At 73.1% G+C, this 14,783-nt stretch carries 9 protein-coding genes; 7 read left to right on the top strand and 2 right to left on the bottom strand.

Features of this window, described 5'->3' with window-relative positions; all coding sequences use genetic code 11:
* Positions 1-10: 10 nt before the first annotated feature.
* Together mca and ACZ6KO_RS15665 are read left to right on the top strand one after the other, a co-directional pair.
* Positions 11-898, top strand: coding sequence for a mycothiol conjugate amidase Mca (gene mca / locus ACZ6KO_RS15660; RefSeq protein WP_469304515.1), 888 nt, complete (start codon positions 11-13; stop codon positions 896-898).
* Positions 895-1,140 (top strand): hypothetical protein, encoded by a 246-nt coding sequence (locus tag ACZ6KO_RS15665; RefSeq protein WP_469304516.1) that lies wholly within the window; start codon positions 895-897, stop codon positions 1,138-1,140. The genes mca and ACZ6KO_RS15665 overlap by 4 nt, the downstream gene beginning before the upstream one ends.
* Before the next feature lie 68 nt (positions 1,141-1,208).
* On the opposite strand, the gene ACZ6KO_RS15670 is transcribed toward ACZ6KO_RS15665, so the two are convergent.
* A complete protein-coding gene (locus ACZ6KO_RS15670) occupies positions 1,209-4,514 on the bottom strand; it encodes a tetratricopeptide repeat protein (protein ID WP_469304517.1) in 3,306 nt (1,101 codons plus the stop codon).
* Positions 4,515-4,774: 260 nt separating this feature from the next.
* Here ACZ6KO_RS15670 and ACZ6KO_RS15675 point away from each other — a divergent pair, with 260 nt between their 5' ends.
* From ACZ6KO_RS15675 to ACZ6KO_RS15695, 5 genes are all read left to right on the top strand, one after another.
* Positions 4,775-6,838, top strand: a complete 2,064-nt coding sequence (locus ACZ6KO_RS15675) for a thioredoxin domain-containing protein (protein WP_469304518.1) — start codon at positions 4,775-4,777, stop codon at positions 6,836-6,838.
* 240 nt (positions 6,839-7,078) lie between these two features.
* Positions 7,079-8,368, top strand: a complete 1,290-nt coding sequence (locus ACZ6KO_RS15680; protein ID WP_469304519.1) for a glycosyltransferase — start codon at positions 7,079-7,081, stop codon at positions 8,366-8,368.
* Positions 8,365-10,089: an ArnT family glycosyltransferase gene (locus ACZ6KO_RS15685; RefSeq protein WP_469304520.1), complete on the top strand. Its 1,725-nt coding sequence runs from the start codon at positions 8,365-8,367 to the stop codon at positions 10,087-10,089. Before ACZ6KO_RS15680 ends, ACZ6KO_RS15685 begins: the two co-directional genes overlap by 4 nt.
* A gap of 2 nt (positions 10,090-10,091) precedes the next feature.
* Entirely contained in the window at positions 10,092-11,312 is a 1,221-nt protein-coding gene (locus ACZ6KO_RS15690) for a glycosyltransferase (protein ID WP_469304521.1), read from the top strand.
* A 71-nt stretch (positions 11,313-11,383) separates the two neighbouring features.
* The gene (locus ACZ6KO_RS15695) at positions 11,384-13,825 is read left to right on the top strand and encodes a galactose oxidase-like domain-containing protein (protein ID WP_469304522.1); all 2,442 of its coding nucleotides are present in this window, start codon (positions 11,384-11,386) and stop codon (positions 13,823-13,825) included.
* Between the two features lie 52 nt (positions 13,826-13,877).
* Here the strand turns inward: ACZ6KO_RS15695 and ACZ6KO_RS15700 are convergent, their stop codons facing one another.
* Entirely contained in the window at positions 13,878-14,672 is a 795-nt protein-coding gene (locus tag ACZ6KO_RS15700) for a hypothetical protein (RefSeq protein ID WP_469304523.1), read from the bottom strand.
* Between the last annotated feature and the right edge of the window lie 111 nt (positions 14,673-14,783).

Here is a 14,783-nt window from a genome sequence, read left to right on the forward strand (position 1 = left end):
GGATCCTGTCTTGACCGAGCAGCTTCGACTGATGGCCGTTCACGCCCACCCCGACGACGAGTCGAGCAAGGGCGCGGCCACCATGGCCAAGTACGTGTCCGAGGGGGTGCCCGTGCTGGTGGTGACCTGCACCGGCGGCGAGCGCGGCTCGATCCTCAATCCCAAGCTCCAGGGCGACAAGTACATCGAGGAGCACATCCACGAGGTCCGCGCCAAGGAGATGGACGAGGCGCGCGAGATCCTCGGCGTCGAGCAGGAATGGCTGGGGTACATCGACTCCGGCCTGCCCGAGGGCGACCCGCTGCCGCCGCTGCCCGAGGGCTGCTTCGCGCTGGAGGACGTCGACGAGGCGGCCGGCCGGCTCGTGAAGAAGATCCGCGCGTTCCGTCCGCAGGTCATCACGACGTACGACGAGAACGGCGGCTACCCGCACCCCGACCACATCATGACCCACAAGATCACGATGGTGGCGTTCGACGGGGCGACGGACACCGAGAAGTACCCGGAGGCGGAGTTCGGACCGGCGTACCAGCCGCAGAAGCTCTACTACAACCAGGGCTTCAACAAGCCGCGCACGATCGCGCTGCACGAGGCGCTGCTGGACCGGGGCATGGAGTCGCCGTACGGGGAGTGGCTGGAGCGCTGGAAGGAGTTCGAGCGCACCGAGCGGACGCTGACCACGCACGTGCCCTGCGCGGACTTCTTCGAGATCCGTGACAAGGCGCTGATCGCGCACGCCACGCAGATCGACCCCGACGGGGGCTGGTTCCGGGTGCCGATGGAGATCCAGAAGGAGGTCTGGCCGACGGAGGAGTACGAGCTGGCGAAGTCGCTCGTCGACACTTCCCTCCCCGAGTCCGACCTCTTCGCGGGCATCCGGGAGAATACGGAAGCATGAGCGCTACGCAGGCAGCAATCACCCAGCTCGTTCCGCTGGCCGCCGACACCTTCGACAAGAACAAGGTGACGCCCGGCATCCTCGGCTTCCTCGTCTTCGCGGCCCTGGCCGTGGGGGTGTGGGCCCTGATGAAGTCGATGAACCGGCACATGGGGCGCGTGAACTTCGACGAGACCCCCGAGCCGGCTGCCGCGGCCGCGGGCTCGGGGTCCCCGAAGCCGTCGGACGCCGCCGGAGCCTGACGGCTCCGGCCGCCCCCTCAGGGCCACCGGCCCCGGTGACCCTGAGCGGGCGGCCCCTGCGGAGCGGGCTACGCGGGCAGGGGCGGGACGCCCAGGATTTCGCGGGAGTGGCGGTCCGGGATCAGGGACAGGCGCCAGCCCGGCCAGTCCTCGCCCGGGGCGGTGCCCCGTGACAGGAGCACGCCGAACGCGTCCAGGCATTCCGACAGGCGGCGGTCCCGCGACGGGTGGGGGTCCGTCCGCAGCGCCGCCAGCTCGGCGGCGGCCGCCTCGGACACCTCCGCCCCGGACGCCGCCGTCCCGGCGTACGGCAGCAGCGTGCAGCGCAGGAAGCGGGCCCAGTCGCCGCCCCGCCGGTCGTCGTACGACGCGAACAGCCGGCCCGCCTCCTCGCACAGCGCCACCGCCGCCGGCACCCGCCCGTTGCCCGCGTCGATCACCGCCAGTTCCAGGCAGGTCCAGCCCTCCCCGTGCGCCAGCCCGATCCGCCGGAAGTCCGCCCGCGCGTCCACCAGCAGCTGCCGCGCGAAGCCGGAGTTGCGCAGGTTCCCGGTCAGCGCCGCCCGCTGGTCCCGGGTGACCCGCCCCGAGTGGTGGCGGGCGCACGCCAGCCCGTACCCGTCCCGCATCCGCGAGAACATCGTCCGCGCCCGCTCCAGCTCCCGCACCGCCGGATCCCGGTCGCCGGACTCCTCCAGCGCCTGGCCCAGGTGGTACAGCGTCCACGCCTCGCCCCGCGCGTCCTCCGCCTCCCGGTGCCTCGCCAGCGCCTCGCGCAGCCGCTCCAGGCCCCGCGCCGCGTCCCCGGCGACCACCCGCGCCCGCCCCAGCTGGGTCAGCGCCCACGCCTGGCCGCGGCCGTCGCGCGTCCGCCCGTACAGCTCCAGCGCCAGCCCCAGCTCCGCCTCCGCCCGCGCCACGTCGCCCGACCGCAGGAACACCTGGCCCAGCTGGAAGTGCGCCCACGCCTCGCCGTGCACGCTCTCGTTCTCGCGGTGCAGTACCAGCGACCGCTCCAGCAGGCCCGCCGCCTCCGACAGCCGTGACAGGTCCCGCTCCACCGCGCCCAGCGCGTGCAGCGCCCACGCCCGGTCACCCGCCAGCTCCGGCGGCGCCTGGAGGGCGATCGCCTCCCGGATCCGCCCCGCCGCCTCCGTCAGCTGCCCCTGGTGGTGCAGCGTGATGCCCAGCGACACCAGGGCCCGCGCCGCCCCCGCCTCGTGGTGCGCCTCGAAGTACTGGTCCACCACCGACGTCAGCGTCGTGTGCGCCGTGTCCAGGTCGCCCAGCTGGCGCGCCGCGATGCCCGTACGCCACTGCACCGACCGCACCAGCACCCCTTCGTCCCCGGCCCCGTTCCCGGCGCCGTTTCCGGTCTCGCCCCCGGCCCCGGTTCCGGACTCTGCCGACGCCCCCTCCACGGCCCGCGCCAGCTCGTCGATCTCACCGAGCCGGTAGAGGTCGCCGCGCAGCAGACAGAAGTCGCACAGCGCGCCCAGCAGGTCCAGCACCACCCGCCGGTCCACGCCCTCGGTGTGCCGCAGCGCCGCCGTGATGAAGCTCGACTCCTCCTCCAGCCAGCGCAGCGCCGCGTCGAGCGAGCTGAAGCCGTGCCCGCCGAACCGGTGCGCGCGGGTCGACATCTTCCCGTCGACCATCCGGATCACGGCGTCCGCGAGCTGCGCGTACGTACGGATCAGCCGCTCGTGCGCGGCCGCCGCCCCCGCCCGGTCCTCGTCGGCCGCCAGCCGCTCCGCCGCGTAACGGCGGACCGCGTCGTGCATCCGGTACCGCTCCCCGCGCACCCGGTCGATCAGCCCGGCCCGGCACAGCTCGTCGAGCCCGCGCCGCGCCGCCGCCTGCGGTACGTCGGCCAGCGCGGCCGCCGCCGCGACGCCGAGCGAGGCCCGCCCGGCCAGCGGCAGCCGACGCAGCAGCAGCCGCCGCTCCTCCGGCAGCCGCGCGTACGCCCGGCCCAGCGCCTGATCGAGGGTCCGCTCCGGCGCCCGCGGCCCGGCGGCCCCGGCCCCGTCGTCCCCCGTGCCCGCGCCCAGCGGTGCCAGGATCCGCAGGGCCAGCGGCAGCCCGCCACCCGCCGTCACCAGAACCCCGGTCCCTTCCCCCTCCCCATCCCGGTATCCCTGCGCACCCTGTTCGCCGGCCGCCGCCGCCCGTACCAGCTCCGCCGCGTCCGCCGCCCCCAGCCGCTCCACCGGCAGGTGGTGCACCCACGCCGCCAGATCCGCCGGCAGTTCCAGCGGCTCCCGCGCCGTGACCAGCACCAGGCTGTCCGAGTGCTCCGGAACCAGCGCCCGGACCTGGTCCGCGTCCGAGGCGTCGTCCAGGACCACCGTCACCGGCAGCCCGTGCAGATGCTGGTGGTACAGCTCGCCCAGGTGCCGCACCTGCTGCTCCTGCGACGACCGCTCCCGGAACAGCAGCTGCTCGCGCGGTGCGCCCAGCCGGTTCAGCAGGTGCAGCAGCGCCTCGCGCGTCGGCAGTGGCGAGAGCCCGCCCGGCGACCCGCCCCGCAGGTCCACCACGCACGCCCCGCGGAACTGGTCGCGCACCTGGTGCGCCGCGCGCACCGCCAGCGCCGTGCGGCCCGACCCCGGCTCGCCGTGCAGGACCACCACCACCGGCCGGGTCCGCGTGCTGGCGCGCGCCGCCCGTACCCACTGCGCGATCCGCGTCAGCTCCTCGCGGCGGCCCACGAACGGCCCGTCGGGCTCCGGCAGCTGCCCGAAGGACTGCTCCAGCGCGTGCCGCCGGCGCGCCTGCGCGCTGCGGTCCGACCCGCGCAGCCGCGGCCCCGCCGCCCCCGCCGAAGCGGGCGGCCGCGCGGTGCGCGCCGCCGCCACAAGGCGCTGCTGCTCCAGGAACGGCCGCACCCCCCGTACCTCCAGCGCCGACAGCCACTGGAGCCGCAGCTGCTGCGGACCGCCCGGCTGGCCCAGCGCCCCGGCCCTGCGGTGCGCCGCCGGTACGTGTGCCGCGGTCACCTTCGCCACCGTGGCCGCCGCCCCGGCCACGCCCACCACGGCGCCCGCCGCCAGCGCCGTACCCGAGGCGACGCCCAGCGCGAGGTCCGCCCCGAAGGCGGCAGCCGCCGCGACACCCGTCACGAGCAGAGCCGTCGAGGTGTTCGCCCGCCGGAACGATTCACCCAGCGACCGCTCCCCGGCCGCCGCCTCGTCCAGCGCCCGCACGTACGCCTCGTACTCCTCGGCGGCGTTCGCGGCGAGCGCGTCCAGCGCCTCCCGGCCGCGCGCCAGCAGCGCCGCCTTGTCGATCCCCCCGCCGGGCCGCCGCGCCTCCTCCTCCACGGCCCGCACCAGCACCTGCTCGGCCTCGCTCCGATGGCTGTCCCGCACCAGCAACCTCCTCCGATCGGGGTCCCCAAGTGTGCGCCGGGGCACGCCCGAGCGCGAGGAATCTGAGCTGGATCAGAGGTAGTTGACGCACCGATCGCGCTCCCGGGCAGCCGCGGGACAGCTGCCGGGCAGGTGCAGAGCGGCGGACGACCAGGTCCTGTCGGTCACTTCCGCGGACGACGCGCTCACCGTCCGCCCCGATCGTGCGCCGCTCCCGTGGCGCATGGGCGGGGCGGAGTCGGGTGCGCAAGGATGGGAACATGTCCAACCGACTCGCGCAGGCCACGTCCCCGTACCTCCTTCAGCACGCCGACAACCCGGTCGACTGGTGGCCGTGGGAGGCCGGTGCGTTCGAAGAGGCCCGCCGGCGCGGTGTGCCGGTGTTCCTGAGCGTCGGCTACAGCGCCTGTCACTGGTGCCACGTCATGGCCCACGAGTCCTTCGAGGACGCCGGGACCGCCGCCTACCTCAACGAGCACTTCGTGTCCGTCAAGGTGGACCGCGAGGAGCGGCCCGACGTGGACGCCGTCTACATGGAGGCCGTCCAGGCCGCCACGGGGCAGGGCGGCTGGCCCATGTCCGTGTTCATGACGCCGGACCAGGAGCCGTTCTACTTCGGGACCTACTTCCCGCCCGAGCCGCGCCACGGCATGCCGTCCTTCGCGCAGGTCCTCGAGGGGGTGCACACCGCCTGGGCGGGCCGCCCCGAGGAGGTGGCCGAGGTCGCCGGGCGCATCGTGCGGGACCTGTCCGGGCGGCAGCTGGACTACGGCAAGGCGCAGACCCCCGGCGAGGAGGACATGGCCGGGGCGCTGCTCGGCCTGACCCGGGACTACGACGAGCGCCACGGCGGCTTCGGCGGGGCGCCGAAGTTCCCGCCGTCCATGGCGATCGAGTTCCTGCTGCGCCACCACGCCCGCACCGGGTCCGAGGGCGCGCTGCAGATGGCGGCCGACACCTGCGAGGCGATGGCGCGCGGCGGCATCTACGACCAGCTGGGCGGCGGCTTCGCGCGCTACGCCGTGGACCGGGAGTGGGTGGTGCCGCACTTCGAGAAGATGCTCTACGACAACGCCCTGCTGTGCCGGGTGTACGCGCACCTGTGGCGGGTCACCGGGTCCGATCTGGCGCGGCGTGTGGCGCTGGAGACCGCCGACTTCATGGTGCGTGAGCTGCGGACCGGTGAGGGTGGCTTCGCCTCCGCGCTCGACGCCGACTCCGCGGACCCGGCCACCGGGGAGCACGCCGAGGGCGCGTACTACGTCTGGACGCCCGCGCAGCTGCGGGAGGTCCTCGGCGAGGCGGACGGTGCGCTGGCCGCCGCGTACTTCGGGGTGACCGAGGACGGCACCTTCGAGCACGGCGCGTCCGTGCTCCAGCTGCCCCAGGAGGGGCCGGTCGTCGACGGCGCGCGGATCGCGGGCATCCGCGAGCGGCTGCTGCGGGCCCGCGCCTCGCGGCCCGCCCCGGGCCGCGACGACAAGGTGGTCGCGGCATGGAACGGGCTGGCCATCGCCGCGCTCGCCGAGTGCGGGGCGTACTTCGAGCGGCCCGACCTGATCGAGCGGGCCACCGAGGCCGCCGATCTGCTGGTGCGCGTCCACTTCGACGCCGCCGCCGGGCGCGCCCGGCTGGCCCGGACCAGCAAGGACGGCCGGTCCGGCGCGAACGCGGGGGTGCTGGAGGACTACGGCGACGTGGCGGAGGGGTTCCTGGCGCTGGCCGCGGTCACGGGCGAGGGGGTGTGGCTGGAGTTCGCCGGTCTCCTCACCGATCTGATCCTCGACCGGTTCACCGCGCCGGACGGCACGCTGTACGACACCGCGCACGACGCCGAGCAGCTGATCCGCCGGCCGCAGGACCCCACCGACAGCGCCGCCCCCTCCGGCTGGACGGCGGCCGCCGGCGCGCTGCTGTCGTACGCCGCGCACACCGGCTCGCAGGCGCACCGCACCGCGGCCGAGCGGGCGCTCGGGGTGGTGCACGCGCTGGGGCCGCGCGCCCCGCGCTTCATCGGGCACGGGCTGGCCGTCGCCGAGGCGCTGATCGACGGGCCGCGCGAGGTGGCGGTCGTGGGGCATCCGGAGGACCCGGCGACGGCCGCGCTGCACCGGACGGCGTTGCTGGGGACGGCTCCTGGTGCCGTGGTGGCGGTCGGAAGGGCTCCGTCCGCAGACGCGGGCGCACCGGAGTTCCCCCTGCTGCATGAGCGCACGCTCGTACGCGACCTGCCCACGGCGTATGTGTGCCGGCATTTCGTCTGCGCGCGCCCTACGACAGATCTGGTCGAGTTGGCCGGGCAGTTGGGTACGGTTCAGGCCTGAAAGGCCAGGAGTAGCGTCAATTCCGGTTGCGATAAGGTCGGTTGGGGAACACGTTTTTTATCTGACGGGTGACTGAGGTTCACGTTCTCTGCCTAATCTCGGGGTTCGGGAAGATTTCGCGTACCGAGAACGCGCGCACTGGGGGGTGCGCGTGCTGGGGAGGCAGGCGCCGGGCCGGGGGGCCCGCAGCGCGTCTCCGGGGGGTTTCAGACGTCGCCGCGCTCCGTGCCGGGCCGCGGCATGCCTGTGGGGGACTTGTTGTACATCTCTGTGTTCGTCGCTGCCGTTTCGCTGGCGCTCTTCTGGATGGCCGCCTTCACGCTGTGGTGGCAGATGCATGCCTGGCGCACGCCGGAGACCCTGGCCTCGACCCGCTTCGACCGCCCCGACGGCGGCGGCCGGCTGGCGTTCTCGCTGTTGCTGCCGGCCCGCCACGAGCAGGCCGTCCTGGAGCACACCATCGAGCGGCTGCTGGAATCCAGCCACCGCGACTACGAGATCATCGTGATCGTCGGCCACGACGACCCCGAGACGGCCGCCGTCGCCGAGCGCGCCGCCGCCCGCGCGCCCGAGCGGGTACGGGTCGTCGTCGACCACCACGAGACCAAGAACAAGCCGAAGGCGCTCAACACCGCGCTCCCGCACTGCCGGGGCGACATCGTCGGGGTCTTCGACGCCGAGGACCAGGTCCATCCCGAGCTGCTCGCCCACGTCGACCACGCCTTCCGCGCCACCGGCGCCGACGTCGTCCAGGGCGGGGTCCAGCTGATCAACTTCCACTCCAGCTGGTACAGCCTGCGCAACTGCCTGGAGTACTTCTTCTGGTTCCGCTCCCGGCTGCACCTGCACGCGGAGAAAGGGTTCATCCCGCTCGGCGGCAACACCGTCTTCGTCCGCACCGAGGTGCTGCGCGAGGCCGGCGGCTGGGACCAGAACTGCCTGGCCGAGGACTGCGACCTCGGGGTCCGGCTCTCCTCCGTCGGCAAGAAGGTCGTCGTCGCCTACGACTCGGACATGGTCACCCGCGAGGAGACCCCGGGCTCGCTGGTCAGCCTGCTCAAGCAGCGCACCCGCTGGAACCAGGGCTTCCTCCAGGTCTACCGCAAGAAGGACTGGAAGCAGCTGCCCGGCCGCGGCCAGCGCTGGCTGGCCCGCTACACGCTGATGACCCCGTTCATGCAGGCCGCCTGCGGGGTGATCATCCCGCTGAACGTGGCCGTCGCGCTCTTCCTCGACGTGCCCGTCGGTATCGCGATCATCACCTTCCTCCCCCTGATCACGGCGATGGTGACGTTCGTCTTCGAGATCGTCGGCCTGCACGACTTCGGGCGCCAGTACGGCCTGCGCATCCGCTTCGTGCACTACCTCAAGCTGATCATCGGCGGCCCCTTCTACCAGGTGATGCTCGCCGGCGCCGCGATCCGCGCCGTCTGGCGCGAGCAGCGCGGCCGTAACGAATGGGAGCTGACCAGTCACGTCGGCGCACACCTCACCGAGGCTCCGCAGACCCGAGAGGACATCCACCAGTGACCGCCACCCTGCCCACGGCCACTGATCCCCAGTCCCCGTCCCCGTCCCAGTCCCCGTCAGCCCTCACCGGGACCACCGAGGCGCCCGGATCCGCCGCGACCGCGCACCTCCCGGCCCGGCGGCTGCCCGGCCACGGCTCCGCCGGCCCGGCACCGGCCTCCGCCAGAGCCCTGGTGCGGTTCCGCAGCTCACGGCCCGACCTGATCCTGTGCGCCGTCCTGGTCGTCGCCATCCTGCTCGTCCAGGGCTGGAACATCACCCGCTTCCCCGCCCTCTCCGACGACGAGGGCACCTACCTCGCGCAGGCCTGGGCGGTCCAGCAGGGCGAGGGCCTGGCCCACTACACCTACTGGTACGACCACCCGCCGCTGGGCTGGATCCAGGTCGCGGCCCTGACCTGGCTGCCGTCGCTGCTGGTGCCCGAGTCCATGACGGTCGCCCCGATGCGGTTCTCGATGCTCGCGGTCTCGGCCGCCAGCGCCGTCCTGCTGTACGTCCTGGCGCGCCGGCTGTGGCTGCCGCGCTGGGCCGCCGGGCTGGCGACCGGCCTGTTCGGGCTGTCGCCGCTGTCCGTCGTCCTCCAGCGCGAGATCTTCCTCGACAACCTCGCCGTGATGTGGATGCTGCTGGCGTTCTGCCTGGCCGCCTCGCCCCGCCGGCACCTGTGGCACCACTTCGCGGCGGGACTGGCGGCCGCCACCGCCGTCCTGACCAAGGAGACGATGCTGGTGGTGCTGCCGGCGCTGCTGGTGACGATGTGGCGGCACAGCCACCGCGACACCCGCAAGTTCGCCGTCACGGGCGCCATCACCGCCTGCGCGCTCATCGGGTTCGCCTACCCGCTGTACGCCCTCCTCAACGGTGAGCTGTTCCCCGGCCCCGGCCACGTCTCCCTGATCGACGGCATCACGTACCAGATGGGCCGGCCCGGTTCCGGTTTCATCCTCGACCCCGGCTCCGGCTCCCACGGCGTCTTCCAGTCCTGGCTCTACTACGACACCGTGCTGCCGCTGGGCGGCCTGGCCGGCGCCGCGCTGCTGCTGGTCACCTTCCGCTGGTCGGTCACCGCCCGCGCGCTGGCCGGACCCGCGCTCGCCGCCGTCATCCTGGCCGTGGTCGCGCTGCGCCCCTCCGGCTACCTCCCGGCGATGTACGTCATCCAGGCGATGCCCTTCCTCGCCCTGGTCCTCGCCGGCGGCGCCGCCAGCATCACGCACGCCGTGCTGCGCCGGCGCCGTGGCCGCACCGAGGGCCGGGCCCTGGTGTGGACCCGGTACGTGCTGGTCGCGGTCCTCGCCACGGCCGCCGCCGGCTACGTCCTGCCGCGCTGGTACGAGGGCAACCGCACCGCGCTGACGGCCGACGCCAACGGCCCGTACCGGCAGGCCGCCGACTGGCTCGGCAGCCAGGTCGCCGACCCCGCGAGCACCCGCGTGCTCCTCGACGACGCGCTGTGGCTCGACGCCGTCCACCACGGCTTCGAGCCCGGCCCCGGCGCCATCTGGTTCTACAAGGCCGACCTCGACCCGGCCGTCACCGCGACGCTGCCGCGCGGCTGGCGCGACATCGACTACGTCGTCTCCTCGCCGACCGTGCGACGGGACGCCGCCGACCTGCCCACCGTCAAGGCCGCTCTGGAGCACTCGACCCCGGTCGCCGTCTTCGGCACCGGCGAGGACCGCATCGAGATCCGCCGGACCGACCCCGACAGCGGGAGCTGACCATGAGCGAAGACCTGCGGACCGACCCCGCCCTCGACGAGGCCGGCGTCGCGGCCGCCGTGGAGGCCGTCGAGCCCCCGGCGCACGGCAGCATCACGCTGATCATCCCCACCTTCAACGAGTCCGGGAACATCCGCGAGCTGCTGCACCGGCTCCGCTCGAGCATCCCCGCCCACCTGCCCTGCGAGGTCCTCTTCGTCGACGACTCCACCGACGACACCCCGGAGGTCATCGAGAAGGCGGCCGCCGACTGTCCCTTCCCCGTGGCGGTCCTGCACCGTGAACGGGCCGTCGGCGGCCTCGGCGGAGCCGTCGTCGAAGGCGTGAAGCGGGCCGCGTCCGACTGGGTCGTCGTCATGGACGCCGACCTCCAGCACCCGCCGCAGCTGGTCCCCGAGCTCGTCGGCGAGGGCGAGCGCACCGGCGCCGAACTCGTCGTCGCCTCCCGCTACATCAGCGGCGGCAGCCGGGCCGGCCTGGCGGGCAGCTACCGCATCGCCGTCTCGCGCGGCGCCACCTGGCTCACCAAGGGGCTCTTCCCGCGCGCCCTGCGCGGTATCAGCGACCCGATGAGCGGCTTCTTCGCGCTGCGCCGCTCCGTGATCACCCCCGAGGCGCTGCGCCCGCTCGGCTACAAGATCCTGCTGGAGCTCGCGGTGCGCTGCCGCCCCGCCAAGGTCGCCGAGGTGCCGTTCGTCTTCCAGGACCGCTTCGCCGGGGAGTCGAAGTCCACGGCCAAGGAGGGCCTGCGGTTCCTGTCGCACCTGGCGGCCCTGCGGACCGCGACCGGGCCGGCCCGGATGATCGGCTTCGGGCTGATCGGGCTCTCCGGCTTCGTACCGAACCTGGCCGCGCTGTGGCTGCTCACGGGCGCCGGGATGCACTACCTGCCGGCCGAGATCCTCGCCAACCAGGCCGGGGTCCTGTGGAACTTCGTCCTCATCGAGGCGCTGCTCTTCCGCGACCGGCGCCGCCACCGCCACTGGGCGGACCGGCTGGGGCGGTTCGCCCTGCTCGCCAACGCCGACCTGCTGCTGCGGATCCCGCTGATCGCCGTGTTCGTCGACCGGTTCGGCATGGCGGTGCTGCCCGCGACCGCGCTCGCGCTGGTCACCACCTTCGTCCTGCGGTTCGCGGCCACCGAGGCGCTGGTCTACCTGCCCCGCAAGGGCGCCCGTACGGCCGGGACGCGGGCGCCGGGCCGCACCGCCGCCAGAAGCTGAGCCGCCCAGCGAGCCGTACCGCCCAGCCGTTACGCCGCCGTACAGCCGAGCCGCACAGAGAGGAAGATCCCATGCGACGTACCCTCCGGCGCCGGGGAGGGCGGCGGGCCGCCCTGCTCGCCGTCGGGGCGATGACCGGGGGCCTGCTGCTCACCGCACCGCAGCAGGCCAGTGCCGGACCGCCCAACCTGCTCACCAACCCCGGCTTCGAGACCGCCGGCGCACCCGGCTCCGACATGCCCTCCTGCTGGTCCAAGTCCGGCTGGGGCGACAACGACTTCACCTTCGCGACCGTCGCCGGCGCCCACTCGGGCACCAAGGCGATGCGCGTCTCGCTCACCCGGCGCGTGGACGGCGACCGCAAGGCGCTGGTCACCGAGAACGCGGCCTGCGCGCCGACGGTCACCCCGGGCAAGCAGTACGACCTGTCGGCCTGGTACACCTCCGACACCCCCGACGTGTCCGTGACCGTCTTCCGCCGCGAGGCCGCCACGGGCACCTGGACCTACTGGACCGACCTGCAGAACCCGCCGGTCAGCGCGGCGTGGGCGCGTACGGAGGTGCGTACGCCGGCGGTCCCGCCCGGCACCGACAAGATCGCCTGGGGCCTGTCCGTGTACGGCGTGGGCACCCTGACCACCGACGACTACGCGATGGAGGAGGTCGGCGCGGCCCCGCCGACGCCCACCTGCACGGGCACCCCGCAGGAGTGCGCCAAGGGCAAGTGGGAGGTGATCCCGGCCGCGAACCCGGTGCGCTCCATGCACGCGGTGGTCCTCAAGAACGGGAAGGTGCTGCTGATCGCCGGCTCGGGCAACGACATCGCCCAGTTCAACGCGGGCACCTTCACCTCCGCCGTCTACGACCCGGCGAACGGCTCCTTCAAGACCATCCCCACCCCCGTCGACATGTTCTGCGCGGGCCACGTGCAGCTCTCCGACGGCCGGGTGCTGGTGATGAGCGGCAACAAGGGCTACCCGTCCGCCGACGGCACGATCGGCTACCAGGGGCTGAAGGACTCGTACACCTTCGACCCGGCGACCGAGACGTACACGAAGACGAACGACATGAACGGCGGCCACTGGTACCCGTCGGCGACCATCCTCGGCAACGGTGACGTGATCTCCTTCGGCGGTCTGAAGGAGGACTCCACGGGCAACGTGACCGCCGAGAAGTTCTCGGCGGCGCAGCACAAGTGGCTGCCGATGAACCAGGTCAACCAGACCTGGTCGTACTGGGGCCTGTACCCGTCGATGATCCTGATGCAGGACGGCCGGCTGTTCTACTCGGGCAGCCACACCTTCGGCAACGGCACCCCGGGCACCGGCGCCTCCGTCTACGACTACGACGCCAACACCATCACCGACGTGCCGGGCCTGCGGAACAAGGACCAGCGCGACGAGTCGGCGAGCGTGCTGCTGCCCCCCGCCCAGGACCAGCGGGTGCTGACGATCGGCGGCGGCAACAACGAGACCAACCCGGCCGCGAACCGCCTCACCGACATCATCGACCTGAAGAAGCCGAGCCCCGCGTACGTCGCCGGCCCCGACATCCCGCTGGGCCTGGTGGACCAGGGCGCCGGCAAGCGGCCGCAGACCGGCGCCGAGGGCAAGATGTACGTCTCGGCGGTGCTGCTGCCCGACGGCAAGGTGCTGGAGACCGGCGGCGGGCTGCACGACCGGGCGGACCCGGTCTTCGAGGCCTCGCTCTTCGACCCGGTGACCAACACCTACCAGGCCGGCATGGCCACCGACCCGATCCCGCGCACCTACCACTCGGCGTCGTTCCTGATGCCCGACGGACGCGTCATGTCGGTCGGCGACAACCCGGGCAACGGCACGTACAACCACGCCGTGTCGATCTACACCCCGCCGTACCTCTTCAAGGGGCCGCGGCCGCAGATCACCTCGGTGATCGACACGCAGTGGGTGTACGGCGACACCCAGCGGATCACCGTGAACCGGCCGGTCGCCAAGGCGGAGCTGATCCGTCCGGCGGCGGTCACCCACTCCTCCGACCCCAACCAGCGGTTCGTGGACCTGCCGCTGACCGTGGTCGACGACACCACCGTCGACCTCAACGTCACCAGCAACCCCAACCTGGCGCCGCCCGGCTGGTACATGCTCTTCGCGGTCGACGCGAACGGCATCCCCTCGATCGCGCAGTGGGTGCACCTGGGCGGGCCGTCGGCGGCGGCGCTGAGCGTGGCCAACACCGACGCCCGGACCCCGGCCGCCCACGTCCACGAGTTCGCGGACAAGCTGCCGGCGCCCAAGGCCAACCCCGGCAAGCGGGACTCCGTACCCGTGGCGCCGAGCGTCGCGGGCTGCGACCGGCACTACGGCACGGCCAACGTGTGCGTGCCGACGGTCTTCCCGGCGGAGGTCAAGAAGACCACCAAGGCCCGCTGCGACTGGCTGGCCACCCACAAGTACCCGGCCCGGATGAAGGTCAACGGCAGCGACCCGCTGCGCCTGGACCCGGACGGCAACGGCGTGGCCTGCGACAAGTAGGCCCAGTCGTACCGGCCCGGGGCGTCGCGTCGGCGGCGTCCCGGGCCGGTCCTCACGGGGCCATCACGGTGTAGAGGCTGCTGTTGTCGGTCGGGTTCGTGTCGCCCGGCACGCGCAGCGTGGCGCGGATGATGCCCCGGCCCGCCGTGTCGACGTGGGCGAAGACCGGGAGCTCCTTCCTCTCGGCGGCCTTGAGGGTGCCGCCCGTGCAGCGGTAGCTCCTGACCTTGCCGTCGGCCCCGGGTGCCCCCAGCGTGCACTGGAAGCCGCTGAACGTGGTGTTCTCCGGCGCCTTCCTGATCGACAGCGATCCCTCGGTGGTGACGTCGACCACCGCGTTCTTGGCGTCCCCGCCGGAGCTGAAGTACGGCACCCAGTAGGTCCGGTTGGTGTTGACCGGGGGAGCGAACTCGCCGTTGAACGTGCCCAGCGAGGCGTTCGTGGGCGCACCGGCGGGATTGGCCGGGTCGGTGGCGGTGCTGCACCTGTTCTGGCTCCAGTTGCTGAACGCGCGCGTCGGCAGACCCGACGCGGTGTCCGTCGTGGGGACGATCGCCTGCGCGGCCCCGCAGTACGCCACGCCGGGCTTGACGCCGGGCAGCGTCCGGATGACCTGCCGCCCCACGCCGGGCGTGCCCGGGTAGAGCTTGCGCACCTTGCCGGCCTCGTTGTTCGGATTGTCCTTCTCGAAGACGGCGACCCAGAAGCCCTCCTCGTCGGAGGTGTTGTCCCTGAACATGACGTAGGCGGTCGTCCCCTGCGTCCAGACCCGTACGATCGTGGGAGCCGGGGGTTTGTCGACGGCGGCCGCCGGCACGGTCAGGCCGGCCGCGAGACCGCAGGCCATTCCGGCCCCTGCGCAGAGCCGGAGGATTCTTCTCGTCCGTTTCGCGATGGACGCCATCGGATGTCCCTTCGGGTGCCCCCTTTCCGGATCTCCCGCGCGCCGGGCCCCCGC

This window comes from Streptomyces sp. NPDC042102 (genome assembly GCF_055582305.1).